Source organism: Enterobacter cloacae complex sp. P43RS (assembly GCF_014930585.1).
GTDB lineage: Bacteria > Pseudomonadota > Gammaproteobacteria > Enterobacterales > Enterobacteriaceae > Enterobacter > Enterobacter bugandensis.
In genome coordinates, this window is sequence record NZ_JADBRJ010000001.1 from 658366 (window position 1) to 683812 (window position 25447).

General features: G+C 55.0%; 24 protein-coding genes. 6 read left to right on the plus strand and 18 right to left on the minus strand.

Annotated elements, in window-relative coordinates:
* Positions 1 to 14: 14 nt before the first annotated feature.
* From tyrR to IM294_RS03170, 3 genes are all read right to left on the minus strand, one after another.
* Complete coding sequence (tyrR, locus tag IM294_RS03160; protein ID WP_028013361.1) at positions 15 to 1556, minus strand: transcriptional regulator TyrR; 1542 nt, start codon at positions 1554 to 1556, stop codon at positions 15 to 17.
* A 112-nt stretch (positions 1557 to 1668) separates the two neighbouring features.
* Complete coding sequence (locus IM294_RS03165) at positions 1669 to 2721, minus strand: YcjF family protein (RefSeq protein WP_126818515.1); 1053 nt, start codon at positions 2719 to 2721, stop codon at positions 1669 to 1671.
* The gene (locus tag IM294_RS03170) at positions 2718 to 4115 is read right to left on the minus strand and encodes a YcjX family protein (protein WP_126818516.1); all 1398 of its coding nucleotides are present in this window, start codon (positions 4113 to 4115) and stop codon (positions 2718 to 2720) included. The genes IM294_RS03165 and IM294_RS03170 overlap by 4 nt, the downstream gene beginning before the upstream one ends.
* Positions 4116 to 4270: 155 nt before the next feature.
* On the opposite strand from IM294_RS03170, the gene IM294_RS03175 reads away from it, so the two are divergent.
* Positions 4271 to 5281 carry a LacI family DNA-binding transcriptional regulator gene (locus tag IM294_RS03175; RefSeq protein WP_126818517.1) on the plus strand — a complete coding sequence of 337 codons (1011 nt, stop codon included), beginning with the start codon at positions 4271 to 4273 and terminating at the stop codon, positions 5279 to 5281.
* Positions 5282 to 5314: 33 nt separating this feature from the next.
* On the opposite strand, the gene IM294_RS03180 is transcribed toward IM294_RS03175, so the two are convergent.
* From IM294_RS03180 to pspA, 15 genes are all read right to left on the minus strand, one after another.
* A complete protein-coding gene (locus tag IM294_RS03180; RefSeq protein ID WP_126818518.1) occupies positions 5315 to 6229 on the minus strand; it encodes an OmpG family monomeric porin in 915 nt (304 codons plus the stop codon).
* A gap of 67 nt (positions 6230 to 6296) precedes the next feature.
* On the minus strand, positions 6297 to 7379 hold the full coding sequence (locus tag IM294_RS03185; protein WP_126818519.1) for an ABC transporter ATP-binding protein: 1083 nt from the start codon (positions 7377 to 7379) through the stop codon (positions 6297 to 6299).
* A gap of 13 nt (positions 7380 to 7392) precedes the next feature.
* Entirely contained in the window at positions 7393 to 8058 is a 666-nt protein-coding gene (pgmB, locus tag IM294_RS03190; protein WP_045260648.1) for a beta-phosphoglucomutase, read from the minus strand.
* On the minus strand, positions 8048 to 10327 hold the full coding sequence (locus IM294_RS03195) for a glycoside hydrolase family 65 protein (RefSeq protein WP_126818520.1): 2280 nt from the start codon (positions 10325 to 10327) through the stop codon (positions 8048 to 8050). Before IM294_RS03195 ends, pgmB begins: the two co-directional genes overlap by 11 nt.
* Positions 10321 to 11379: a Gfo/Idh/MocA family protein gene (locus tag IM294_RS03200; protein ID WP_126818521.1), complete on the minus strand. Its 1059-nt coding sequence runs from the start codon at positions 11377 to 11379 to the stop codon at positions 10321 to 10323. The genes IM294_RS03195 and IM294_RS03200 overlap by 7 nt, the downstream gene beginning before the upstream one ends.
* An 11-nt stretch (positions 11380 to 11390) precedes the next feature.
* A complete protein-coding gene (locus IM294_RS03205; RefSeq protein WP_063437894.1) occupies positions 11391 to 12179 on the minus strand; it encodes a sugar phosphate isomerase/epimerase in 789 nt (262 codons plus the stop codon).
* 17 nt (positions 12180 to 12196) lie between these two features.
* Entirely contained in the window at positions 12197 to 13249 is a 1053-nt protein-coding gene (locus tag IM294_RS03210) for a zinc-binding alcohol dehydrogenase (RefSeq protein WP_041909681.1), read from the minus strand.
* Between the two features lie 29 nt (positions 13250 to 13278).
* Complete coding sequence (locus tag IM294_RS03215; protein ID WP_028013372.1) at positions 13279 to 14121, minus strand: carbohydrate ABC transporter permease; 843 nt, start codon at positions 14119 to 14121, stop codon at positions 13279 to 13281.
* Positions 14108 to 14989 carry a carbohydrate ABC transporter permease gene (locus tag IM294_RS03220; protein ID WP_028013373.1) on the minus strand — a complete coding sequence of 294 codons (882 nt, stop codon included), beginning with the start codon at positions 14987 to 14989 and terminating at the stop codon, positions 14108 to 14110. Before IM294_RS03220 ends, IM294_RS03215 begins: the two co-directional genes overlap by 14 nt.
* A 22-nt stretch (positions 14990 to 15011) precedes the next feature.
* Complete coding sequence (locus IM294_RS03225) at positions 15012 to 16304, minus strand: ABC transporter substrate-binding protein (protein ID WP_126818522.1); 1293 nt, start codon at positions 16302 to 16304, stop codon at positions 15012 to 15014.
* Between the two features lie 13 nt (positions 16305 to 16317).
* Complete coding sequence (locus IM294_RS03230; RefSeq protein WP_028013375.1) at positions 16318 to 18015, minus strand: sugar phosphorylase; 1698 nt, start codon at positions 18013 to 18015, stop codon at positions 16318 to 16320.
* A gap of 184 nt (positions 18016 to 18199) precedes the next feature.
* A complete protein-coding gene (gene pspD / locus IM294_RS03235; protein WP_028013376.1) occupies positions 18200 to 18424 on the minus strand; it encodes a phage shock protein PspD in 225 nt (74 codons plus the stop codon).
* A gap of 12 nt (positions 18425 to 18436) precedes the next feature.
* Complete coding sequence (gene pspC / locus IM294_RS03240; RefSeq protein ID WP_028013377.1) at positions 18437 to 18796, minus strand: envelope stress response membrane protein PspC; 360 nt, start codon at positions 18794 to 18796, stop codon at positions 18437 to 18439.
* On the minus strand, positions 18796 to 19020 hold the full coding sequence (pspB, locus tag IM294_RS03245; protein WP_028013378.1) for an envelope stress response membrane protein PspB: 225 nt from the start codon (positions 19018 to 19020) through the stop codon (positions 18796 to 18798). The genes pspC and pspB overlap by 1 nt, the downstream gene beginning before the upstream one ends.
* Positions 19021 to 19073: 53 nt before the next feature.
* On the minus strand, positions 19074 to 19742 hold the full coding sequence (pspA, locus tag IM294_RS03250) for a phage shock protein PspA (RefSeq protein WP_028013379.1): 669 nt from the start codon (positions 19740 to 19742) through the stop codon (positions 19074 to 19076).
* 151 nt (positions 19743 to 19893) lie between these two features.
* On the opposite strand from pspA, the gene pspF reads away from it, so the two are divergent.
* The 5 genes from pspF to sapD all read left to right on the plus strand — a co-directional run bounded on the left by pspF (position 19894) and on the right by sapD (position 25446).
* Positions 19894 to 20886, plus strand: a complete 993-nt coding sequence (pspF, locus tag IM294_RS03255) for a phage shock protein operon transcriptional activator (RefSeq protein ID WP_185860365.1) — start codon at positions 19894 to 19896, stop codon at positions 20884 to 20886.
* Positions 20887 to 20974: 88 nt separating this feature from the next.
* On the plus strand, positions 20975 to 22615 hold the full coding sequence (gene sapA, locus IM294_RS03260; RefSeq protein ID WP_028013381.1) for an ABC transporter substrate-binding protein SapA: 1641 nt from the start codon (positions 20975 to 20977) through the stop codon (positions 22613 to 22615).
* Entirely contained in the window at positions 22612 to 23577 is a 966-nt protein-coding gene (gene sapB / locus IM294_RS03265) for a putrescine export ABC transporter permease SapB (RefSeq protein WP_041909670.1), read from the plus strand. Before sapA ends, sapB begins: the two co-directional genes overlap by 4 nt.
* Entirely contained in the window at positions 23564 to 24454 is an 891-nt protein-coding gene (sapC, locus tag IM294_RS03270) for a putrescine export ABC transporter permease SapC (RefSeq protein ID WP_028013383.1), read from the plus strand. The genes sapB and sapC overlap by 14 nt, the downstream gene beginning before the upstream one ends.
* Positions 24454 to 25446, plus strand: a complete 993-nt coding sequence (gene sapD, locus IM294_RS03275; RefSeq protein ID WP_028013384.1) for a putrescine export ABC transporter ATP-binding protein SapD — start codon at positions 24454 to 24456, stop codon at positions 25444 to 25446. The genes sapC and sapD overlap by 1 nt, the downstream gene beginning before the upstream one ends.
* Position 25447 lies beyond the last annotated feature (1 nt).

Here is a 25447-nt window from a genome sequence, read left to right on the forward strand (position 1 = left end):
ACAGAGGCTTTTTGTTATTCGTCACCTTTCTTATGATTCAATCCATACTCACGTAGCTTATTCGCAATCGCGGTATGCGAGACGCCAAGCCGTTTTGCCAGTTTGCGGGTGCTGGGGTAGCTGCGGTACAGCTGCGTCAGCACGGAGCGCTCGAAGCGGCTGGTGATATCATCCAGCGAGCCTTCCATCGCTTCTTCGCCTACCGATACCGTCCCGGCGTCGTAATCCGGCAACAGAATGTCCTGAGGGCGCAGTTCATACCCTTCCAGCTGGGTCAGCGCGCGATAAACGGCGTTTTTAAGCTGACGAATGTTGCCCGGCCAGCCGTAGCGCATTAACACCGTGCCGAGATCTGCAGACAGTTTCGGACGTGGAACGCCCTGCTCGTCGGCAAAGCGGGCCACAAACAGCTCCGTTAGCGGCATGATGTCCTGCGGACAATCGCGCAGCGGTGGAATGTTCAGCGTCAGGACGTTGAGGCGGTAATAGAGATCTTCGCGGAAAATCCCCTTTTGCACCAGTTCTACCAAGTTCTTCTGGGTGGCACAAATGACGCGCACGTCCACATGCACTTCGTGATCCTCACCGACGCGGCGGAAGGTGCCGTCGTTCAGGAAACGCAGCAGTTTAGCCTGCATACGCGGCGACATTTCGCCGATCTCGTCCAGCAGCACGGAGCCGCCGTTGGCCTGCTCGAAGAACCCTTTCTTGCCTTCCGGCGCGTGTCCAAACAGCTCGCTTTCGACGGCATCTTCTGGAATTGAAGCGCAGTTAAGCGCCAGATACGGTTTTGCCGCACGCGGGCTTGCCAGGTGCACGGCGTGCGCCAGCAGATCTTTCCCGGTACCGGTATCGCCGGTAATCAGCAGCGGCGCGGTCAGGCTGGCAAGCTTGCGCGCCTGGTCAACCACGTGGCGCATTTTCGGGCTGACGGCAATAATCTGGCTGAATGCGCCAACGTCCTGGCTGGAGAGGTTTTGCAGCTGGCGCCCCATGCGTAGCGTCGAGCGCAGCATGATCACCGCCCCGGTCAATACGCGACTATTTCCTTCTCCTTTCAGATAGACCGGTGTGATCTCCATCAGGAAATTCTGCCCGTTAATCACCACATGCTCGCTGTGCGTATTCTGCGGGTTGCTGTCCAGCCAGCGCTGGAAGTTAAAACCGGGGATCAGCTGCGCGGCGTGGTGGCTGCTGAGCTTCTCCTGGCTCTGCGCGAAAAGCTGGCAGCTCGCATGGTTAACGCGCTCGACTTTACTTTTCAGATCCAAAGAGAGGAACGGTTCGGGCATCGCTTCAAGCAGCGCGCTCAGGGCGAGGTGCTCACGTTCGGAGGGCATCCAGGGGATGGTGCGTACATCCGTAACGCCAGCGATACGGCGGATTTCCGCCATCAGGCTGCTGAAGGTGTTAAATTCAATTTCGGCAAAATTGAGGTAAATTCGCCCGACAGGATCGATCTCAATGCCACGTAAATCAATGCTACGTAAAACAAGAAGATCGAGTAATTCGCGGGTAAGACCGAGACGGTCTTCACAGAAGACTTCAAGACGCATGGGAAATTCACCGTTTTAAGCCAATAACGTTAAAATGATATGTCAGAACTCGGTGAACCGGAAGATGGCTGTCAACAAATATTGACAGCCAGCACGATTAGTGAACAACGCCTTAAGGAGACGGTTTTTTATTGAGCGTTTCTTTCAGCTGACCGATCAGTTCACGCCTGAAATCCCCCAGCCGCGGCTTATCGCCATCAATCCACGGCAGCGGACGGCACACCTCCATCGCTTTGATACCCAAACGCGCCGTCAGCAAGCCCGCGCCAATGCCCTGGGCTGCACGGGCTGAAAGACGCGCCGCCAGATCCTGCGACATCCAGTCCATTCCTACTTCGCGCACCAGCTCGCTCGCGCCCGCAAACGCGATATTGAGCAGGACCAGTTTGAACAGCCTGAGCCGACTGTAATAACCCAGCTCTATGCCGTAAAGGTTCGCGATACGGTTGATGAGGCGCAGGTTACGCCAGGCGATAAAGGCCATATCCACCAGCGCCAGCGGGCTGACGGCAATCATCAGCGTGGATTCCGCCGCCGAGCGGCTAATCTCACGCCGCGCCTGGGCATCCAGCACCGGCTGAACCATATGGGAATAGAGCGTGACCACCTCCCGGTCGTTCTGGGTTTCATGGATGGCGGCGTACCAGCGCTGGAGCGCCGGATGCGACTGATCGATACCGGCCTGGCTGGCCAGTTTTTCACAGAAGGCGCGGCCTTTGCCGGCGCCGTGGCTGTGGAGGAGATCCCGCGCTTCATCGCGCTCGTGCGCGCGCTGTCGCAAACGCCAGAGGCGGCGCCACTCGGTGGCAACCGACCCGACGCCCGCCCCCACGATGAGCGCGCCCGCGGCACATCCTCCCAGCGCAACCCAGTCCTGGGTTTGCCAGGCGTTCATCGCCCACTGGACGCCCTGCCCGACCACGCTGACGCCAAACAGCGCCAGACCAGCGGTGACCATCTTGCGCCACAGGCTGCGTTTAGGACGCAGAGCGGCTTCCACGACCGCCTCCGCCGGACCGTCTTCGACGGTGGGATCGTCCGGCAGCGCCGGGGCGAAGTTCTCCGCCTGCGCGCCGCTGAACGTCTGCGCCGTTTTAAAGGCGTCCTGACGCTCGGGCTCAAGCGTTCCGGTAAAGTCTATGCGCGGTTTTAAGGGTTCCGTCATCGCAGTTTATCTCCAATCAAAAACTCCAGCGCCGCATCCAGACGGATGTGCGGTAACGGCCGATCGACGCTCATGGTCTGAGGGCGGAAGGCTTCAAACTGGAAGCCCTGGCTCTGCCAGAAGGCCTGGCCCGGCAGCCGCGCGGGCACTTCGCCGGGATAGACGGTAAGCGGCTCGCCGTCACTGAGTCGATTCCCGCGTAATGCTGGTATTTTCTCGCCGTTAAGGTCAATCAGGCCGCTTTGGGTCGCCTGCACCGATGCGAGCCCAAGACAATCCATACTGATGCCTTCAAACGCGGCGTTTTGCCAGGCGTCCTGCACCAGCTGCTGCAGCAGAGAAACCATGTTGGCGTGCTGATCGACCGTAACGTGATCGGCTTTCGTGGCCGCAAACAGCAGCTTGTCGATCACCGGTGAGAACAGACGACGAAACAGCGTCCGCTGCCCGTAGTGGAAACTCTGCATCAGCTGCGTCAGCGCGAGGCGCATATCGTTAAATGCCTGCGGCCCGCTGTTGAGCGGCTGCAGGCAATCCACCAGCACAATCTGGCGGTCGAAACGTAAAAAGTGGTTTTTATAAAAACCTTTGACCACCTTTTCGCAGTAGTAATTGTAACGCTCGCGCAGCATGCCGGCATTCGTGTGTTTGTCGGTCTGTGCCAGCTTCGACTCGCCTGCGCCGTCCACATCCGGCCACGGGAAGAACTGCAGCGCGGGCGCGCCTGCTAAATCACCCGGCAAGACAAAACGGCCCGGCTGGATGAAGTGCAGCCCTTCCTGTTTGCACTGATGCAGATAGTCCGTCCAGGCTTCAGCAATGGTCGCCAGACGGTTTTCGTCCGCAGGCGCCAGCGGATCAAGGCCCTCGCACAGCTGTCGCCATTTCGTTGACCACTCTGAGCGTTGCCCTTGCAACAAGCCCGTCATCTGGCGGGACCAGCTGAGGTAGTCCTGCGCCAGCATCGGCAGGTCGAGCAGCCATTCGCCGGGATAATCGACGATTTCCAGATACAGGGTTGAGGTATCCTTAAAGTGACGTATCAGCGATTCATTAGAACGAAAGCGCAGCGCAAGGCGAATTTCACTGACGCCTCGCGTTGGCGTCGGCCACGCGGGCGGATCGCCGTAAAGCTGCGTCAGCCCTTCGTCGTAGGTAAAACGCGGTATGCCAAAATCACGCTGAGGGACGCGCTTAACGCCCAGCAGACGCTCTTCGCGCACGGCGCTGAGCAACGGCAGTCGCGCGCCGGCGTGCAGATTCAGCAACTGGTTTACCATCGCGGTGATGAACGCCGTCTTACCGCTGCGGCTCAGGCCGGTAACGGCCAGACGCAGATGTCGATCAACGCCGCGGTTCACCAGTGAATTGAGTTCGTTCTTAAATCGCTTCATCGCCATCCTTCATTGCCCGGAAGCCAGGAATGTATGGCTTCAGAATACAATAAATGGGGGCAGATCGTTGATTATCAATTCTTATTTATTGCTATTGCCGTTTTCTCTCCAGTAAGATGAACGACATTGCTGTCAGTCCGGAGTGAGTAAGGTGTATGTCACCCACCATCTATGATATCGCACGGGTTGCGGGCGTATCGAAATCAACCGTTTCCCGCGTTCTGAATAAACAAACGAATATTTCCCCTGAAGCGCGAGACAAAGTGCTTAAGGCGATAGACGAATTAAATTATCAGCCCAACAAACTGGCCCGCGCCCTGACCTCTTCTGGCTTTGATGCCATTATGGTTATTTCGACCCGCTCGACCAAAACTACTGCCGGTAACCCTTTTTTCTCCGATGTTCTTCACGCCATTACGGCAAAAGCGGAAGAGGAAGGGTTTGACGTTATTTTACAAACCTCGAAAAGCAGTGAGGACGATCTACAGAAGTGCGTGGGAAAAATAAAGCAGAAGATGATCAAAGGGATCATCATGCTGAGTTCACCCGCAAACGAATCTTTTTTCACCACGCTGGACGAATACGGTGTGCCCGTGGTGGTTATTGGAAAAGTAGAAGGAAAGTTCCAGAATATTTATTCTGTTGATACGGACAATTTTCACGACAGCGCTATTCTGGTCGATTCGTTTATTAAACATGGGCGAACAAAAATTGCCTGTCTGCATGCCCCGCTCGATTATCACGTTTCTATCGATCGCCTTGCGGGTTATAAATCCAGCCTTGAGAAGCAGGGTATCGCCATAAACCCGGACTGGGTCATTGATGGCGGATATACCCATGAAAGCGCGCTCCAGGCAGCCTGCAAATTACTCTCGTCTGACAACCCGCCCAATGCCGTTTTTGCTACTGACAGTATGAAATTGTTGGGTCTTTATCGTGCAGCGGATGAGTTAAATCTGGTGGTTCCCGAGCAGGTTGCAATGGCAGGCTACAGCGATCCGATGCTGTCTCTCGTTTTAACCCCTGCGCCAGGCGGGTTTGATATTCCGACGAGAAAGCTCGGCGAAGAGAGCTGCAACGTGTTGTTTAAGCGTATTGCGGGTAAACCTGCGCCGCATAAGATTTTGGTTGATACGCATTTTTCGGATGCGGCGTCCTTGCGCTAATAACCAGGGGCAATCGCCCCTGGTAAATCATGATCAGAACGCGTAGTTCACGCCGACACCCGCGTAGTGGAAGCGATCGCCCTCACCTTCGTCATGGTTTTCCCATTCATAGGCATATTCCAGCGTCATGGATAAACCGTTGTTAAAATCATAGGCGTACAGCATACCCAGACGGTTGAAATCATGTCCTTCACGCGTCGGATCGTCCTGCCAGTCCCAGTTTGACCAGCGATCGAGCCCCAGACGGGTATAAGGCGTTAACGTCGTCTGGCCTAACGAAATCGGCAGGTAGGCACGAATTTCCTGGGTAGAAAACTCGCCGTTATTACGTGAGCTGTCCATATTGAAGCCGCGCTCTAAATAATAATTTACTTTCGCAGAGAACGTTTCGTTGATGGTCCAGGTAAAACCGGTTTCGGTCTCGACGCGACTGTCAGAATAACCGGTTTTATCGAGATCGTTGGCAAACTGATACATGGCAAACCAGCCGCCAAAGCGCCAGTCGTCGGTTAATTTAATATCCCAGTCAGGCTGAACTTTATAGCGCTGCATATTAGCGCTGCCGTCTTTGGCACCGTGTTCATCTTTAAAGTGATAACCATAATTGCGGAAGCCACCGGTCAGACCGAACGTAAAATCATCGGTGCCGATAAAGCGATAGCGCAATTCAAATTCCGGGCGATCGAAATAGGTGCCACGCGTCATGCTGCTATAATCAACCGGCCCTTCCTGATACATTGCCAGAGAGATTGTCCAGGCATCCCATGTTGCATTAAACCATACGGAGGGTTCATATAATCCATCTTTATCGTCGCTCTGTCCTTCGACGTTTTCAATTTCATACATGGCACCGATATTAAACGCCCACTGCTTTGCGGATTCTGTTGCTTGCGCGCAGCTAACCCCTGCGCACAGAACGAGCGCAGCACTTCTTAGTAGAGTACTCATAAAATATTCCCTTTATAATTAACAAACAAAAAAAACCGGAAATTTGCATTTCCGGCAAACACCTTTCTTATCTAATAGCCGCTTCGGTATCGGCGTCGAAGAAATGGCACTTATTCATATCGAACTGAATGCCGATAGTATCTCCGGCTACGTAGTCATTGGCCGCGCCTGCGCGGACAACCAGTTCATGTCCGCCCACGGTGGCATAAAGCATAAATTCGGCACCGGTAAGTTCAGCGACGCTGACTTTCGCCGCGATATCTTCTCCGCTGCTCTGCAGGGTAAGAATGTCTTCCGGACGGATCCCGAAGACGACCGCTTTACGCTGGTAACCTTGCGCATTCAACTCGACTAGCTTGTCCTCAGGGATCTCCAGACGCAGCGTTTCCGTTACGAAATAGCGATCGTCGATAGCGCCACGAATGAAGTTCATTGCCGGAGAGCCAATGAACCCTGCGACAAACATATTGGCCGGCTCGTTGTATACCTGCTTCGGCGCACCCACCTGCTGAATGATGCCGTCTTTCAGGATCACGATGCGAGTCGCCATCGTCATGGCTTCCGTCTGGTCGTGCGTAACATAGATCATGGTGGTGTTAAGCTTCTGGTGCAGCTTGCTGATTTCGGCACGCATCTGCACGCGAAGCTTGGCATCGAGGTTGGATAACGGCTCATCCATCAGGAAGACGCCCGCCTCGCGCACGATCGCCCTGCCCAGCGCCACGCGCTGGCGCTGACCACCCGATAAAGCGCCAGGTTTACGCTTCAGGTATTCGCGTAACCCTAAAATCTGCGCCGCCCAGTTCACGCGTTCTTCAATCACCGCGGGCGCTATTTTTTGCATTTTCAGGCCAAACGCCATGTTGTCGTAGACCGTCATATGCGGATAAAGCGCATAGTTCTGGAATACCATCGCGATATCACGCGATTTGGCAGGCACGTCATTCATGCATACGCCGTCGATAATCAGTTCACCCGCGCTGATCTCCTCAAGACCGGCAATCATTCGCAGCGTCGTGGATTTACCGCAGCCCGACGGACCGACGAAAACAATAAACTCTTTGTCTTCAATTTCGAGGTTGAAATCCTTAACCACGTGGACCTGGTTATCATAGATTTTCTGAATATGTTTCAGAGAAAGGTGAGCCATAATTTATTCCTTATCAATACGCCCGGGAAGCCCAGAATTCTGTCAGGCATTTCCAGGTCAGTTCCCGCGTTGAATGAAGTTGTAACCCCGCATGGTTAAGGCCAGGCCCAATCCCGACCGACAGCATTCCTGCGGCGTTGATTGCTTCAACACCCGCAGCGGCATCTTCAATGCCAATCGCCTCTGCAGGACGCACGTTCAGCCCCGCACAGGCCGCAAGGAAGATCTCCGGGTCCGGCTTTGAACGGCAAATGCGGGAAGCATCAGCGCAAAAATCGAAGGCCTGATGAATGCCCAGCGCGTGCAAAATCCCTGGGGCATTGAGCGATACGGATGCCAGCCCAATCTTGACCTTCGCGGCACGGATCTCCGCCAGCACGTCGCGGATCCCCGGTAGCAGAGAATCCTGCGTCAGTGATGCCAGCGACTGGACGTAAAGCGCATTTTTTTTCGTCGCAAGCGCCAGGCACTGCTCCTCGCTAAACATCCCCTCTTTTCCGCCGTGCTTCAGAATGCGCTGGAGGGAATCCATGCGGCTTATTCCCTTGAGCTGTTCGTTAAACACTTCGTCGAAGGTAATGCCAATTTCCTCCGCCACGGCACGCCAGGCCAGAAAGTGAAGATGCGCGGTATCGGTGATCACACCGTCCAAATCGAATACAACAGCCTTAAGCGTCATGTTGCCCCTCCGTGGTAGCGGTCCCATTCACGGACGCAAGAAAATCCTTATACGCGAACACTTCTCGCTCCGGGATATGGAGCGTTTTGCCCCACAGCGTCAGCGTGGCAGGCGCCGTGGTTTCAATGGTTAACACCTCGTTCTCATACGTGAAGTGCATTGCTGCGTTCCGCCACCGCAGCGGGAAAGCGAGTTTCTGCCAGTGAGCAGGCAGTTTTGGCGCGAGATGCAGTTCCCCTTCAATGATTTGCAGGCCAGCAAATCCCTGAATTGCGCCAGACCAGATCGCACCGGTTGCCGCAGCATGAATGCCCTCATCGCTGCTGTGCGGATCCTCGCCCAAATCAATGGCGATGCCATCGCGCCAGAAGGCATAGGCCCCCTGCGTGTCACCGCAGCGCGCGAGCACAATCCCGTGAATGGCCTTGCTCAGGGACGAATCATGGATCGTGCGTGGCTCATAGAACGCCAGATTGGCGGCGCATTGCCGTGGCGTAAACCGTTCTGGCAGCAGGTAGTTAAGCATCACCACATCTGCCTGCTTCAGGATCTGCATCTCGTTCACTTCCGCGCGGGAATAATCGAGCAGAATCGTCTGCTTACCCGCTTTGGCTTTGTAGCGGCTCAGATCGATGGCAGGTTTTGCCATGAAGGAATCATCCTGCGGGATCACACCGTCTGCATCGGCCTCCGGTAGCCATAAGCGCGCCAGGAACTGCGCGGCATTCTCCGTAAAACGCTCATCCTCACGCCCAAACATCGCCATAAACTGGCGCGCGCAGGCAACGTTGTGCCAGGCCAGATAGTTGGTGTAAGCGTTGTTGTTCACGTGCTCGGTGTATTCGTCCGGTCCGATCACATTATGGATTTCCAGACGACCATTGACGTCCGTTGCGCGCCCCATCCAGAACAAAGCTGTTTCCATCAGCAGCGTCAGGCCTTCGTTACGCATAAAGGCGTCATCATGCGTCGCCTGCCAGTACGCAACGACGGCCCAGGCAATATCAGCCACGATGTGATGCTCAGCAAGTGCGGAAGCCACCTTCTGGCGTACCCCGGTGCGGATGTTGATTGCCGCGAACTCCGGCGTCTCTTCCTCTCCGCTTGCGGCGCTTTCCCATGGGAACAACGCGCCCGGCCAGCCGTTACGACGGGCTTTTTCCCGTGCGCCAGCCAGATTAAGCCAGCGATAGCGCAGCAGGCTGCGGGCAACCTGCGGGCGGGTAAACAGATGGAAAGGCAGCAGGAAAATTTCGGTATCCCAGAAGACGTGGCCTTTATACCCCTCTCCCGTCAGCCCCTTCGCAGCGATACTGCTTCGCTCATCATGGGCAGGCGTCATCGTGGTCAGGTGCCAGACCGCATAATCCAGCGCCATCTGATCCTGTTGCTCTGCGGAAGTCACTTCCACCCGGGCATCACGCCAGACCTCTTTCCAGGCATACGCTGAGCTTTCAAGCAATGCGTCGTAACCTCTTGCGGCAGAAACTTTGAGATCGGCCAGCGCGTTGCGCGCAAAAGACTCCTGTGACAGCGCTTTATCGCTGCGATGTGTCACCCAGACGATCTTTTCAAGCGTGACAGTGTCACCCTGAGCAATGGTCAGTGAATGATGTACGCTGAGACGCCGATTTTTGGCGGTGAAGCAGCTGTCGCTCTTCGCGGAGAGCTGACAAAACGCCGAAACAACAACCTCCGACGCCCGATCCTGCGTTTCATACACCCCCTGCATATAGTGTTGATCAAAGACCCTGACCGAGAGTTCATCCAGATGCTGTCTGCCGCTGTTCGTTTGCGTCGCATCGATGCCGGTTTTCAGCACGGCATGCGTGGCGGCATCAAGAGGCGTGATCGCGAGCTGCATAGCCACTAAAGGCAGCTGGTCCAGCGATACAAAACGACGACTCTCCAGCCGATAGCGCTTGCCGTCGGGCGAACGCCAGACAACGTTACGATGCAGTTCGCCGTTAGCGAAGGCCAGCTCGCGCTGCCACTCAAGAATTTCCCCGGCCAGGAGCGTGAAATTGACGCCGTCCAGCTCTACATCAATACCGGTGATATCCGGCAGATTGACCAGCTCGGTGGTCTCGTTGCGCCCCGCGCGATGATACAGCCCAGCGAGATACATGCCTCTGGTCTGCTGGGTGTACTCTTCTTCATGCGCGGCGCGAATGCCCATGTAGCCATTGCCGCATGCCATGATGGAGGCGTATTTATTCAGGCTGTGCGGACAAAAGCCCGGATCGGTTAATACAGAGACGTTCAGCATAGTGTTACGCTTTCCCCTGTTTCTGCGGATTCATAAAGCGCGCCAACAAGCTGCTGAATTACCAGTCCCTGTTCTGCATCGGCAATCATCACGGGCTCTCCCAGCACGTGACGTACGAAGGCATCCATGCTGCGCAGATGGCGCTGATCGTCCGCCTCTTCGCGCTGGGTAAGGGTTTCTAAAACACCGGCTTCGTCGTTGTAGATGTGCGCCGGGAACAGCGTTGCACCCGCCTTTTCACCGCAGAAAGCGACGTTCATGATCGACTGCTCGCGAATGTTAAGCGCAAAGGAGGTGTCCAGACGCAAAATGCCGCCGTTGCAGAATTCAATCGTGCCAAACAGCGCATCTTCCACGGTAAATTGCGCAGGATCCCACTCGCCAAACTGACCGGTGCTTTTACGGTTTCCCAGCCTCTGGAAGCTGTGCGCAGTCACCCGTTTTACCGCCGGGAAACCCAGGACATACATTGCGGCGTCGAGCATATGAATGCCGATATCAATCAGCGGTCCACCGCCCTGTAGCGATTTGTTGGTAAAAACGCCCCACCCCGGCACACCGCAGCGACGCAGCGCCTGCGCTGAGGTAAAGTAAACCTCACCGAGCGTTCCGTTCATTACCGCATCGCGCAGGAGTTGGGTATCCAGGGCAAAGCGATGGTGAAAATCATAGGCCAGAACTTTTCCTGCCTTGCGCGCCGCGATGCGCATCTCATCAGCCTGCTGCGGCGTCATCGCCGGGGGCTTTTCACACATCACATGGCAACCCGCCTCGAGCGCCGCCATCACGTGTTCAAAATGGAACCGGTTAGGCGAACAGACGCTCACCACATCCGGTTTTACTGCCTGCAACATCTCGTGAGCGTCCTGCCATGCCGATGGAATAGCATAACGTTCCGCGAACGCCTGTGCCTGCTCAAGGCGGCTGTCCATGACAGCCACCATTTGAACATCACTGCGCGTGGCGTAATACGAGGCATGCACTTTGTCCGCGACCTGCCCGGCGCCAATAATGGCGACGCGCAGAGGCGAAGGTGTAGAAGCACTCATCACGCTCGTCATCCTTAGCATTCACGCAAATAAGTGAGAGAGTCCTGATAAGCCTTAGCCGGATCCTCGGCGCGAACACGGCATTCATACACCACGTATCCCTGATAGTTATCGGTACGCAGCTGATCGAACAGGCTGGCGAAATCGAGGCTGCCGCTGCCCGGCTGATAGCGGTGGTTATCTGCAATGTGAACATGACCCAGCAGATCGCGGTTCTGATGCAGCGCGTCCGTCAGCGAGTCTTCTTCAATGTTCATGTGATAGAAATCACCGATGATCTGCACGTGCTTCAGGCCGTTCTCTTCGATATAACGACGCGCGTCTGCCAGGGTGTTGATCATATGATCCTGGTAGCGGTTCAGCGGCTCCAGGTAGACGGTGGTGCCGGTGCGCGCGGCCACCTCATCCAGCCAGCGCAGCGAGGCGCTTACGGCTTTGCGGTCACCGTCCAGGCTGCGTGGAGAGGTCATTGGCGGCAGACGGAAGGTAAACATGCCCCAGGCAGCAGGCACGATAATGCCCTTTCCGCCGACTTCCGCCAGCGCTTCCAGAATGCGTTCGATCTGCTGTAATCCGTTCAGACGGCGTTCTTCGATGAAATCACCGATCCAGCCATCGTACCCGCCACATGCAGTCGTCACCGGCAGGCCCGTGGCTTTGATAGCGGCTTTCACTTCGTCGAGATTTTCCACCAGCAGACGGCCGTCAATTTCGTAGCCATCAAAACCCATCGCTTTGATGTACTCGAATTTTTCCATGATGTTGGTCGGGAAAAAGGCCTGGTTTTGTGTTGCGATCTTCATGATTTGCTGTCCTTAGCTTAAAAAGTGACGCCCATTTTGATACTGAGTTCCGGATGCTGATCGACATACTTCATATAGCTTTCCGGGCTGGTGGTGAAGGTGACGACCGGGTCGATCAGATCTTCACAGTTCAGATAACCGTTCATCAGCAATTCCCAGCAGGTCTCTTCGATACGCTTGCGGCTCCAGCGCGGATAGTCCGGGTTCGGTTCACTGCAGGCGCGGGAGAAGACAATCTTCGCGTTGTTAAAGTGCGCTTCGCGGCCCAGGTTGAAGCCTGCCGCAAACGGTTTGGCGAAGGCCACGTAGGAGATGGTGCCGCCGTAGGCGAGCCCGCGCAGCGCGGACTGCAATGCATCTGCAAAGCCGCTGGTTTCTATGATCACGTCCGCGCCCTGCTTGCCGGTCAGCTTTTTAATTTCCAGACCGACATCGGTACCGATTGGATTCAGGCAGTGGTCCGCGCCGTGACGGCGAGCGATCTCACAGCGGTGTTCAATCGGATCAACGCCGATAACCACTGACGCACCGGCTTTTTTCGCCAGCTGAATCGCAATCTGTCCGATGGCTCCCAGACCGACTACGACAACAAAGTCACCCACACGGACGTTGGCATCACGCACGCCGCTCATGGCGAACTGCGCCGGATCGTAGCAAACGGCATTCTTCCAGGACGCGCCCTGCGGCATTTTACGCAGCTTATAGTTGTTCACTGCGTTAACGATGACCGTCTCCTGCAGAGGGCCGTAGCAGCAGACGCTGTCGCCGATCTGGTATTCCGTTACGTCTGCACCGCATTCAATAATGTCGCCAACGATCATGTTGCCCAACTGGAACTTACCGAATTCGATACCGCGCGCAGCGCCCTCTTCACGCGGCGTGAACATCTGCCACTCTGCGTTGAACTCTTCATCAATAAACGGGCTTGCCGCGCGGAAATCCACGACTTCCGTTCCGTGCTTCGGGGCGCCAAAGCGGGCGCGAATTTTCACTTCATGTGCTTCCACAGCACGGTCTTCATACTCCACCAGCGCCGCCACGCGTGGCGCTGTCGCAACTAACTTCTTCATAACTTGCTCCTGATAAAAAATTGGCCGCCTTAGCCCTTGACGCCACCGGCGGTCAAACCACTTTTAATAAAACGTTCAGAGAGTGCGTACATGATGACCACCGGAAGCGCCGTCACCAGCGATGCCGCCATCATGCGACCCCAGATATAATCTGGCGTACTAAAGAGCGTGTTCAGCCCGACCGGCAGGGTAAAGTTGCTGGCACTGGACAGGAAAATGGAGGCAAACAGGTAGTCGTTCCATGCCACCATGAAGCAGTAAACAAACACCGACACGAGACCGGAAATGGCCAGCGGCACGGTAATGCGGAAGATGATTTGCAGGCGGTTCAGACCATCCATCATCGCGGCCTCTTCTATTTCGTCCGGAATGGTGTCGAAATAGCTGCGCAGCATGAATACCGCCGTAGGCAACGTCTGGGTCACCATGGTGATGATCAGCGCCAGTTCAGTGTCGTAAATGCCGAGCGCGGTGATGATTTTGAACAGCGGCACCACCAGCAAAATCCCGGAGAACATATAGACGGTGTAGAAGCTCGCGTTGATCGTCGCGCGTCCTTTAAAACGCAGCTTGGACAAGGCGTAAGCGCCCAGCGTGCCGAGAAACACCGCAATTACCGATGACGTCAGCGACACCACCATGCTGTTGCGGAAATAATCCACGAACGGGAAAATTAGCGGGTTAAAGATGTCAACGTAATGCTGAAGCGTCCACGCCTGCGGCAAAATAGTCGGATTCAGCGATATGGCCTCTTTCGCGCTCTTGAATGACGTCATCAGCATCACGAAGAACGGGAACAGCGTGATAATCAGAAATACCGCCAGCCCCAGATAGAAACCAATACGGCCCAGTATGCGTTTATTTGTTGCCATTGAGGTTTACCCTTTTTCTGGTCAGCAGAATGACGGCGAAGATGATCACAAACAGCACAACAGAAATGGCGGCTGCTTTGCCCAGATCGTTGAATGCAAAGGCAGTTTTATAGAGATACACGCCCAGAATATCGACCTTCGTGGTCAGCAGATAAACATCCGCAAACATGTAGAACATCCAGATGGTTCGTAGCGTCACCACCGTTGCCAGTACAGGCATGATGGCGGGCAACGTGACGATACGGAAACGCTGCCAGGCGTTGGCTCCGTCCATCTCTGCCGCTTCATACAGCGATTTATCAATGGTCTGCAAAATTGCCAGGAATGAGATAAAGGCATACGGGAAGTAGCGCCAGATGGCGAACAGCACCACCAGCACGAAGCTGCTGCCAGGGTTGTCGAACCAGAGCGGCGCCTGGTCATACAGATGCAGCAGATCGACGCCCAGATAGTTCACAATGCCGTAGCCGTTGTTGAACATGTATTTCCAGGCAAATACCAGGGAAATAGAGGGTGTCACGTAGGATAAAATCACCAGCGAACGCGCCGTCTTCCGGAGACGAAACTCACGGTTAAAGAAGATGGCGACGGCAAGACCCAGCCCGGTGCTGCCGAGCACGACCAGCGCCGTATACCAGAACGTCATCCACAGCGAGTGCCAGAACGCAGCATCCCCCAGAATACGGATATAGTTATCCAGGCCAACAAACACCGCATCAATACGCGGGTTAAGCGGCAGGCGTAAGAAACTGATTTCAATATTGGAAATCATTGGCCAGGCCACCAGGCCCCCCAGCAAAATCAGGCTGGGGGCCAACAGCAGCATGGCGAAAGGCATATCTGAACGACCAGAAAACAACGTCTTCATAATTTCCTTCCGCAGAGCGCTCCTATCGTTGTGAAATCAGGTCAGTCAGTCGCGTCTGGCTCTTGCTAAGCGTTGCGCTGAGATCTTGTTTACCCACGGTGACGTTATGCACCATGGAGCTGATAATGCCGGACCCTGTCACATCGCCCATGCGCGTGAAGTTTTTGTCGCCGACAGCACCAAACACCTGAACGTTCGGGAATTGGGCGATCAGTTCATAAGGCAGTTGCCCAAACGCTTTAATCACCTCGTTGTTTTTCCAGGTATCCGTTCCTACGACCAGCGTGTTCACCGGCAGTGCCGCGCCCGGCGACATCATGACCCAGTCAGTTGCGTTTTGAGCCTGCTCCATCCACGTCACAAACTTTTCAGCCGCTTGCGTTTCTTCTTCGGTTTGTCCGCTGGTGATCGTCAACGAGGTGACCATGCCATAAACGGCAGAGGACTTTTCTGTCGGGACAACGAAGCCAAGGTTGGCAGGGTTACCATCCTGGAATACCGCCGGCAGGATGTAGGTGGAATATACGGCCATCGGTGCAGAACCGTTCATGAAGGCATCTTTGATCTCCATGACGTCGTTCGAGCCCGGCATGGTGGTCGCGGCCAGCGCTTTATAGAACGCCAGCGCTTTCGCCATTTCAGGGGTGTCAATTTCAACGTTTCCGTTGGCATCAAAAACGTTCGCGCCGCCGGAAAGCGCAAACTGGGAGAACGCCTGCTCGGTCATGACGCTTTCCGCGGTGGGCAGCGCAATACCGTAATGTTTGTTGGCCGGGTCGTTAAGCTTCTGGCTGGCATTCAGCAGCTGTTCCCAGTTATGCGGTTCCTGAATACCCGCAGCGGCAAGCACATCTTTGTGATACCAGACGCCGGACAGCCAGGCGCTCATCGGCACCCCTGTCCAGGCTGTGCCGTCTTCAGTACGCACAACGCGCAGGATCCCGTCATAGAAGGTCTTTTCGCCTACCGCTTCAATGGCTTCACCGATAGCCTTGCGATCCAGCAGTTGTTCCTTATCCATGACTTTCGCGTAATCATGGCTGACTTCAATCACTTCAGGCAGCGCGCCCGTTCTGGCGAGCGTAATCACTTTGGTGTTGTAGGCATCTTCTTCCACCGGCACCTGCTTCACCGTAATGCCGGGGTTTTCTTTCTCGAATTTTTCGATCAGTTTCGTAATAACCGCCTGGCGCTCCTGCTCTACTGACGAGTGCATGAACTCAATGGTCACAGCAGACGCTTTATCATCTTTACAGCCTGATAACAGGGCGCACGAAACCAGTGCTGATAACAGCACAATTTTGGGCATTTTCATTTTAGGGTCCTTTTTAGTTTTCTTTAATCCACATAACCTGCCATGGATTGAGGGTCAGCTCTTTACCGCTAACAGCTTGTCCTGATAGTAATTCCATACCAGTAAGCGTGTCCCCATAAACGGTATGAACGTTATTACTAAAATTAAACAGGGCTGTAATTCTCTCACCGTTTTCAGCCACGCGAACAATTTTAAGAATTTGTTCATCCAGTGATTCAAAAAATGCCTGGGCATCAGGGTGAAACGCACTTTCCCCACGACGAATCGCAATAAACTCGCTTAAACGGGAATAAATTTTATGACGAATGCTATTTTTATTATTAAGTTCGAGATCAACCTGACCGGCGGTATATTTCTTGCGGTTTATTGCGCGGTTATAGCCGAGGCGCTCGACCCCTTCATAATCGTTACGGGAGCCAAGAATACTTTGAATATACACGGCAGGTACACCCGGGAAACTTAACAGCACCGCATGCGCCAGAATAAAGCGCGCAATGCGTTCATCATCTGAACTGTTTTGCGCGCTTAACGCGTCAAGATAGGTCACATTAATTTCGTAAGGACTGCGCGTACCGTCAGGATTATTTTTCCAGTTGACCAGCGCCCCTTCCTGCTGAAGTTTCTCAACCAGTGCGAGGATTTCTGATTCCGGCAGAATGCCGCGCAGTGGGTTCAGACCGATACCGTCATGAGACGCCAGGAAATTGAACCAGGTCGTTTTTGTTGAAGGCAGCGCCAGCGATCCCGCCCACTGACAGAGAGCGTTAACATCCTGACGGTGCACTGCATGCAGCACCAGCGGCGGCAAGGAGAACTGGTAGACCATCTGAGCTTCATTTTCACCGTCACCGAAATAAGAGATATTGTCCTTATGCGGAACGTTCGTCTCAGTAATGATTACGGTACCCGGCGCCACGGCCTCGGTAATAGCACGGAAAAGCTGGATAAGGCAGTGAGTCTGTTCCAGATGGATACAGCTTGTTCCAGGGATCTTCCACATAAATCCGACGGCGTCCAGACGGATATAACGCGCCCCTTCCGCCAGGTAATGGAGCAGCACATCAACCATCGCAATCAGCACCTGAGGCGAGGCGAAGTTGAGATCGATCTGGTCATCGCTGAAGGTGGTCCAAAGATGACGCACGCTGCCATCATGCAGCGTAAACGGCGTCAGCAACGGTAATGCGCGAGGACGCGTCACCGCAGATAAATCAGTTTCAGGATCGACAGCAATAAAGAAATCTTCGTAGCCAGGTTTCTGCGCAAGATAATTAGCAAACCATTCACTTTTTGCTGACATATGGTTGCAGACGAAATCAAACATTAAGCTGGCAGACTGTTTTAAATCAGCAACGTCTTGCCAGGTCCCGGTTTCAGGCGCAACGTTATGGTAATCAATAACGGAAAATCCGTCATCAGAGGACCACGGATAAAAAGGTAAAAGGTGGACATGGGAAAACGTGCGAGCAAGCCACTCATTATAAAAGCGGGTAAATACCGGCAACGCTTTCTCCCCTTTCGCGGAGAACTGATCGGCGTAGGTGATCAGAACAACGTCTTTTTCATCCCAGCCTGATTTACGCTTTTCTGTAATATCAACAGCAGCTTGTTCAAGCTTTGTTAATAACACTTTAAAATGTGCTTCAGAAAATGATTCACCGTAAATATGATTGATAAGTTTTTTAATTTTTGCGTTCACATTATTCTCCATGGTAGCGGTCCCACGAAAGGCAATCTACTCCCCTGAAAAATATCTGTCAACGAACCGGGAGGCTGAAAAACGCAATTACAAAGCTGCTCTGTGCAGTAATGTGAGCTGCCGCAAAGAAAGTGAGGGAAAGGGATGAAATGTCGTTAGCCCTTCCGGGGAGAGAAAGGGCTAACGCGAGCGTGAATTATCGGGATAAGTAACGGCGTGACAGCCGCTTTGCCGCTTTTTGCAACAGAGGTTCAAGCGCCACGGCCAGCAACATTCTGACCGGCTTGCGGGCAACAGATTTGATCGCCCAGCCCGCCACACCTGCAGGGCCGTAACGTAACGCCGTCATCAGAACCAGTTTACCTGCGATTTTCAGGCCGGGTTTTACCTTCTGACCGGCCTGTTGCCAGTTTTTCTTCATGTATATTCTCTCTTAAAGCTGACGAAAACGACTTCTCAGCGTAAAGGTATCGGATGTGACATAGCGTTCCATTTCACGTAACCGCTTCTCCCCTTCAGCCAGCCGATCGTCAACCGCATTGAGAAGATCGTTACTGGTAGGCGCGCCTTCCGCAGCCAGTTCGCCTTCCGGCATCGGGTCAAGTACAAACGACAGCACGATGTAGGCCACGAAAGTGATAAACGCCAGGCCGAAAAATATCGACAGCACCGTGACCACACGAACCAGCTTTACCGGAACGTCGAGATAATGGGCCAGCCCGGCGCAAACGCCGCGCACCATGCCCTGCTGTGGAATTCGCCACAATTTTTTGTTCAGATTCAGTCCTGACATTAACGGTCCCTCCAGTTAGGATGTTCTGCATCCAGGATTGCTTCCAGCGCCTGAATGCGATCGCGCATCTTGTTAGCCTGGTCGGTAAGCTGCGCAAGACGTTGTTGTTCACTCTGGGATAAATCGTTCCCTGAAGAACGGTTGCTGTAGTGCAGCCATAGCCAAATCGGCAAAACAAACAGCACGAAAATCGTCAGGGGAATGGCCAGGAAAAGCGCGCTCATGTGTACTCCTTGTCGTTGGATGCTTAGCGGCACGCTCAGGTGCCGCAACATTATTATTGGTTATCTTGCTTCATTTTGGCTTTCAATGCCGCCAGCTGCTCGCTGATTTCATCGTCCGCTTTCAGATCGGCAAACTGTTGATCCAGCGACTTTTGCTTACCGATGCCGTGGCTCTCTGCTTCCGCTTCCATCTGGTCGATACGACGCTCGAATGACTCAAAACGCGCCATGGCCTCATCCAGCTTGCCGCTGTCCAGCTGACGACGCACGTCGCGGGAAGAGCTTGCCGCCTGATGACGCAGGGTCAGCGCCTGCTGACGCGCGCGGGTTTCGCTCAGTTTATTTTCGAGCTCACCAATCTCTTTTTTCATGCGGGTGAGCGTGTCTTCCACCAGCGTGACTTCATGCTCCAGCGTAGCGATCATGTCCGCCAGCTTCTGCTTTTCAATTAACGCTGCGCGAGCAAGATCTTCTTTATCTTTGCGCAGGGCGAGTTCCGCCTTTTCCTGCCATTCATTGAGCTGAGCGGTGGCCTGCTCAATACGGCGCGTTAACTGCTTTTTCTCAGCCAGCGCACGGGCGGAGGTAGAACGCACTTCAACCAGCGTGTCTTCCATCTCCTGAATCATCAGGCGCACCAGCTTCTGCGGATCTTCTGCTTTCTCCAGCAGTGAGTTGATGTTGGCGTTCACGATGTCGGCAAAACGAGAAAAAATACCCATAATCAAATCCTCATAGTTCTGTTATCGGGCTATGCCCTGCTGTACTGATAATACAATTCCCGTGCCAGTTTTTTATCTTATTGATTTTACACGATGTGATTGATTTTTATTCATCACAGAACTATGCTGACCTGGTGAATATCGCTAAGGAGTGGTTAATTTCATCATGGCTCAATACAAAGATAACTTACTCGGCGAAGCCAACAGCTTTCTTGAGGTACTGGAACAGGTTTCTCGCCTTGCGCCGCTCAACAAACCGGTGCTGATTATCGGCGAGCGCGGCACGGGTAAGGAACTGATTGCCAACCGTCTGCACTATTTATCCGGACGCTGGGACGGCCCCTTCATTTCTCTAAACTGTGCGGCGCTGAATGAAAACCTGCTCGACACCGAGCTGTTCGGCCACGAGGCGGGCGCGTTTACCGGCGCTCAAAAGCGCCATCCGGGACGTTTTGAGCGCGCCGACGGCGGCACCCTGTTCCTTGATGAACTCGCCACCGCGCCGATGCTGGTGCAGGAAAAGCTGCTGCGCGTGATTGAGTATGGTGAACTGGAGCGCGTCGGCGGCAACCAGCCGCTGCAGGTTAACGTGCGCCTGGTCTGCGCCACCAACGCCAATCTGCCGGATATGGTCGCGGAGGAGAAATTCCGTGCCGATCTGCTTGACCGCCTGGCCTTTGACGTCGTTCAGCTTCCGCCCCTGCGCGACAGGAGAAGCGACATCATGCTGCTTGCTCAACAATTTGCGATTCAGATGTGCCGCGAGCTCGGTCTCCCTCTTTTCCCCGGCTTCAGCGATCATGCGCGGGAGACGCTTCTGGCCTACCGTTGGCCGGGAAATATCCGCGAACTGAAGAACGTTGTGGAGCGTTCTGTTTACCGCCACGGCAGCAGCGAGACGGAGCTGGACAATATCATTATCGATCCTTTTCAGCGCAATGCGCCGCCGGTTTCCTCCCCGTCATCATCAGGCGATACTCCCGCGCTGCCCCTTGATTTGCGCCAGTTCCAGCACAAGCAGGAGCAACAGCTGCTGGAGCAAAGCCTGAAGGCGGCGAAATATAACCAGAAACGCGCGGCCGAACTCCTGGGCCTGACCTACCATCAGTTACGGGCATTGCTTAAAAAACATCAAATGCGCTGACAATATCGGCACTTACCCGCAGACATTTTTACGAAGCAGGCGTAAGTGCGATACACTTTGCAGATCGAACCTAAAAACCTTAAAAATTATGCGTCTGGTTTTATCGTCCTTTTTTGCACTCGGTCTGTTCAGCGGCCTGGCGTTTGCTGCGCCCGGGCAGTCAACGCAGCCTGACATTCGTGACAGCGGCTTCGTCTATTGCGTAAGTGGCCAGGTGGACACCTTCAACCCGCAAAAAGCGGGCAGCGGCCTGATTGTGGATACGCTCGCCGCGCAGCTTTACGACCGTCTGCTTGATGTCGACCCGTACACCTATCGCCTGGTGCCTGAACTTGCGGAAAGCTGGGAAGTCCTGGATAACGGTGCAACCTACCGTTTTCGCCTGCGCGATGATGTCGCGTTTCAGCGTACGCCGTGGTTTACCCCTACGCGCAAGCTGAACGCGGATGACGTGGTCTTCACCTTCCAGCGTATCTTTAACCGTAACCACCCGTGGCATAACGTTAACGGGGATAATTTCCCCTATTTCGACAGCCTGCAGTTTGCCGACACCGTTAAAAGCGTGCGCAAGCTGGACAGCCGGACGGTTGAATTTACGCTGACGCGCCCGGATGCCTCCTTCCTCTGGCACCTGGCGACCCACTATGCTTCCGTTATGTCCGCCGAATACGCGGCGAAGCTGACGAAAAAAGATCGTCAGGAGCTGCTCGACCGCCAGCCGGTCGGTACCGGTCCATTCCAGTTGGCCGAATACCGCGCGGGGCAATATATTCGCCTGCAGCGCCACGAACATTTCTGGCGCGGTACGCCGCTGATGCCGCAGGTGGTGGTCGATCTCGGGTCTGGCGGAACGGGACGGCTCTCGAAACTGCTCACCGGGGAATGCGACGTGCTCGCCTGGCCCGCTGCCAGCCAGCTCACCATTCTGCGCGACGATCCGCGTCTGCGTCTGACGTTACGCCCGGGGATGAACATCGCTTATCTGGCCTTTAACACCGATAAGCCGCCGCTGAACAACCCTGCCGTACGTCACGCTCTGGCGCTGGCGATCAACAACCAGCGTCTAATGCAGTCGATCTACTACGGCACGGCGGAAACCGCCGCCTCAATTTTACCGCGCGCCTCGTGGGCCTACGACGGTGAGGCTAAAATTACGGAATACAATCCGGCAAAAGCGCGTGAACAACTGAAAGCGCTGGGCGCGGAAAACCTGACGCTCCAGCTTTGGGTGCCCACCAGCTCCCAGGCGTGGAACCCGAGCCCGCTGAAAACCGCTGAACTGCTGCAGGCGGATATGGCGCAGGTGGGCGTCAAGGTGATCATCGTACCGGTTGAGGGCCGTTTCCAGGAGGCGCGCCTGATGGATATGAATCACGACCTCACCCTGACAGGCTGGGCTACCGACAGTAACGATCCGGACAGCTTCTTCCGGCCGCTGCTGAGCTGTGCTGCGATAAATTCGCAGACCAACTACGCCCACTGGTGTAACCGGGAGTTCGACGCCGTGCTGCAAAAAGCGCTCTCTTCCCAACAGCTGGCCTCGCGCATTGACGCTTATGATGAAGCGCAAAAGATACTCGCTCAGGAACTGCCCGTGCTGCCGCTGGCCTCTTCCCTGCGCCTTCAGGCCTACCGCTATGATATTAAAGGCCTGGTGCTGAGTCCGTTCGGCAACGCCTCGTTCGCCGGCGTATCGCGTGAAAAAGAACAAGAGGTGAAAAAACCATGATTATTTTTACCTTGCGTCGGCTCCTTTTACTGCTGGTGACGCTCTTTTTCCTGAACTTTGTCGGCTTCAGCCTGAGCTATTTCACGCCGCATGCTCCGCTACAGGGCTCATCGCTGTGGGATGCCTGGCTGTTCTGGTTTAACGGTCTGCTGCACTGGGATTTCGGCGTGTCGAGCATCAACGGGCAGCTTATCTCCGAGCAGCTGAAAGAGGTGTTCCCGGCCACGATGGAGCTGTGCATTCTGGCCTTCGGCTTTGCCCTGATGGTAGGTATTCCCGTGGGCATGCTGGCCGGGATCTACCGCAACAAATGGCAGGATAAGTTTATCAGCGCCCTTGCCCTGCTCGGCTTCTCTATCCCGGTATTCTGGCTGGCGCTGCTGCTGACGCTGTTCTTCTCGCTGACGATGGGTTGGCTACCGGTCTCTGGCCGTTTTGACCTGCTCTATACGGTTAAAACGGTAACGGGTTTTGCCATCATTGACGCCTGGCTGTCCGATTCCGTCTGGCGCCATGAGATGATCGTCAGCGCCCTGCGTCATATGGTACTGCCGGTGCTGACGCTGGCGGTTGCGCCGACAACCGAGGTGATCCGCCTGATGCGCCTGAGCACCATCGAGGTGTTTGAGCAGAACTATGTCAAAGCTGCCGCCACGCGCGGATTGTCGCGCCTGACCATATTGCGCCGCAACGTCCTGCACAACGCTCTGCCGCCGGTAATTCCGCGCCTGGGGCTGCAGTTTTCCACCATGCTTACGCTGGCCATGATCACCGAGATGGTCTTTAGCTGGCCCGGGCTGGGACGCTGGCTGATTAACGCCATCCGTCAGCAGGATTATGCTGCTATCTCAGCGGGTGTGATGGTGATTGGTTCGCTGGTCATTATTGTTAACGTGTTATCCGATATTTTGGGTGCGATGGCTAACCCATTGAAGCATAAGGAATGGTATGCCTTACGATAACGTTTACAGTGAAAAGCGCACGCCCGGTGCGCTGCGTACCGTGTGGCGTAAGTTCTATGGTGACACCACGGCAATGATCGGCCTTTATGGTTGCGCCGGTCTGGTATTGCTTTGCCTCTTTGGTTCGTGGTTTGCGCCTTATGGCATTGATCAGCAGTTCCTTGGCTATCAGCTGCTACCGCCTTCCTGGTCACGCTACGGCGAAGTCTCATTCTTCCTCGGCACTGACGATCTCGGACGCGACGTATTGAGCCGTCTGTTAAGCGGGGCTGCCCCGACGGTGGGCGGCGCGTTTGTCGTGACGCTCGCGGCGACGCTCTGTGGACTGGCTCTCGGTATTTTCGCGGGCTCCACGCATGGCCTGCGCTCGGCGGTGCTGAACCACATTCTGGACACGCTGCTGTCGATTCCGTCTCTGCTGCTGGCAATCATTGTGGTTGCCTTTGCCGGTCCGCATCTGTCGCATGCCATGTTCGCCGTCTGGCTGGCTATCCTCCCCCGCATCGTGCGCTCGGTTTACAGCATGGTGCATGACGAGCTGGAAAAAGAGTATGTCGTTGCGGCCCGTCTGGACGGCGCGACGACCTTCAATATTTTGTGGTTTGCCGTTCTGCCAAACATCGCCGCCGGGCTGGTCACCGAGATCACCCGTGCGCTGTCGATGGCGATCCTGGACATCGCTGCGCTCGGGTTCCTCGACCTCGGCGCGCAGCTGCCGTCCCCTGAATGGGGTGCGATGCTCGGTGACGCGCTGGAATTGATCTACGTGGCGCCGTGGACGGTTATGCTGCCGGGGGCGGCGATTATGGTAAGCGTGTTGCTGATCAACCTGCTGGGCGATGGTATTCGCCGTGCAATTAACGCGGGGGTGCAATAATGCCGCTTCTTGATATTCGCAACCTCACCATTGAATTCAAAACCGGTGAAGGCTGGGTTAAAGCCGTCGATCGCATCAGCATTACTCTCGCCGAGGGCGAGATTCGCGGGCTGGTGGGTGAATCTGGTTCGGGAAAAAGCCTGATCGCCAAAGCTATCTGCGGCGTGGCGAAAGACAACTGGCGCGTGACCGCCGACCGCATGCGGTTCGACGATATAGACCTGCTGCGCCTCTCTCCGCGCGAGCGTCGCAAGCTGGTCGGCCATAACGTCTCGATGATTTTCCAGGAGCCACAGTCCTGCCTCGATCCGTCCGAGCGCGTAGGCAAACAGCTGATGCAGAACATTCCCGGCTGGACCTATAAAGGCCGCTGGTGGCAGCGTTTCGGCTGGCGCAAGCGCCGCGCCATTGAGCTATTACACCGCGTCGGGATCAAAGACCATAAAGACGCGATGCGCAGCTTCCCGTATGAGCTGACCGACGGTGAATGCCAGAAGGTGATGATTGCCATCGCCCTGGCTAATCAGCCGCGTTTGCTGATTGCGGATGAACCCACCAACGCGATGGAGCCGACCACCCAGGCACAAATTTTCCGCCTGCTGTCGCGCCTGAACCAGAACAATAACACCACCATTTTGCTGATCAGCCATGACCTGCAAATGCTCAGCAAATGGGCGGATAAAATTGACGTGATGTACTGCGGGCAAACGGTCGAAACTGCCCCGAGTGAGGAGCTGATCGCCGCGCCGCACCATCCATATACGCAGGCGCTTATCCGCGCCATTCCTGATTTTGGCAGCGCCATGCCGCACAAGAGCCGTCTGAATACCCTGCCCGGAGCGATTCCGCTGCTGGAATCGTTGCCGATAGGCTGTCGTCTGGGGCCGCGTTGTCCGTATGCTCAGCGTAAATGTATCGAAACGCCGCGCCTGACCGGCGCCAAAAATCATCTTTACGCCTGTCATTTCCCGCTGAACATGGAGAGAGAGTGAA

Bases quoted from the DNA above. Each gene is read 5' to 3' on its own strand.
- tyrR (WP_028013361.1), bottom strand. From the start codon at position 1,556: ATGCGTCTTGAAGTCTTCTGTGAAGACCGTCTCGGTCTTACCCGCGAA.
- IM294_RS03165 (WP_126818515.1), bottom strand. From the start codon at position 2,721: ATGACGGAACCCTTAAAACCGCGCATAGACTTTACCGGAACGCTTGAG.
- IM294_RS03170 (WP_126818516.1), bottom strand. From the start codon at position 4,115: ATGAAGCGATTTAAGAACGAACTCAATTCACTGGTGAACCGCGGCGTT.
- IM294_RS03175 (WP_126818517.1), top strand. From the start codon at position 4,271: ATGTCACCCACCATCTATGATATCGCACGGGTTGCGGGCGTATCGAAA.
- IM294_RS03180 (WP_126818518.1), bottom strand. From the start codon at position 6,229: ATGAGTACTCTACTAAGAAGTGCTGCGCTCGTTCTGTGCGCAGGGGTT.
- IM294_RS03185 (WP_126818519.1), bottom strand. From the start codon at position 7,379: ATGGCTCACCTTTCTCTGAAACATATTCAGAAAATCTATGATAACCAG.
- pgmB (WP_045260648.1), bottom strand. From the start codon at position 8,058: ATGACGCTTAAGGCTGTTGTATTCGATTTGGACGGTGTGATCACCGAT.
- IM294_RS03195 (WP_126818520.1), bottom strand. From the start codon at position 10,327: ATGCTGAACGTCTCTGTATTAACCGATCCGGGCTTTTGTCCGCACAGC.
- IM294_RS03205 (WP_063437894.1), bottom strand. From the start codon at position 12,179: ATGAAGATCGCAACACAAAACCAGGCCTTTTTCCCGACCAACATCATG.
- IM294_RS03210 (WP_041909681.1), bottom strand. From the start codon at position 13,249: ATGAAGAAGTTAGTTGCGACAGCGCCACGCGTGGCGGCGCTGGTGGAG.
- IM294_RS03215 (WP_028013372.1), bottom strand. From the start codon at position 14,121: ATGGCAACAAATAAACGCATACTGGGCCGTATTGGTTTCTATCTGGGG.
- IM294_RS03220 (WP_028013373.1), bottom strand. From the start codon at position 14,989: ATGAAGACGTTGTTTTCTGGTCGTTCAGATATGCCTTTCGCCATGCTG.
- IM294_RS03225 (WP_126818522.1), bottom strand. From the start codon at position 16,304: ATGAAAATGCCCAAAATTGTGCTGTTATCAGCACTGGTTTCGTGCGCC.
- IM294_RS03230 (WP_028013375.1), bottom strand. From the start codon at position 18,015: ATGGAGAATAATGTGAACGCAAAAATTAAAAAACTTATCAATCATATT.
- pspD (WP_028013376.1), bottom strand. From the start codon at position 18,424: ATGAAGAAAAACTGGCAACAGGCCGGTCAGAAGGTAAAACCCGGCCTG.
- pspC (WP_028013377.1), bottom strand. From the start codon at position 18,796: ATGTCAGGACTGAATCTGAACAAAAAATTGTGGCGAATTCCACAGCAG.
- pspB (WP_028013378.1), bottom strand. From the start codon at position 19,020: ATGAGCGCGCTTTTCCTGGCCATTCCCCTGACGATTTTCGTGCTGTTT.
- pspA (WP_028013379.1), bottom strand. From the start codon at position 19,742: ATGGGTATTTTTTCTCGTTTTGCCGACATCGTGAACGCCAACATCAAC.
- sapA (WP_028013381.1), top strand. From the start codon at position 20,975: ATGCGTCTGGTTTTATCGTCCTTTTTTGCACTCGGTCTGTTCAGCGGC.
- sapB (WP_041909670.1), top strand. From the start codon at position 22,612: ATGATTATTTTTACCTTGCGTCGGCTCCTTTTACTGCTGGTGACGCTC.
- sapC (WP_028013383.1), top strand. From the start codon at position 23,564: ATGCCTTACGATAACGTTTACAGTGAAAAGCGCACGCCCGGTGCGCTG.
- sapD (WP_028013384.1), top strand. From the start codon at position 24,454: ATGCCGCTTCTTGATATTCGCAACCTCACCATTGAATTCAAAACCGGT.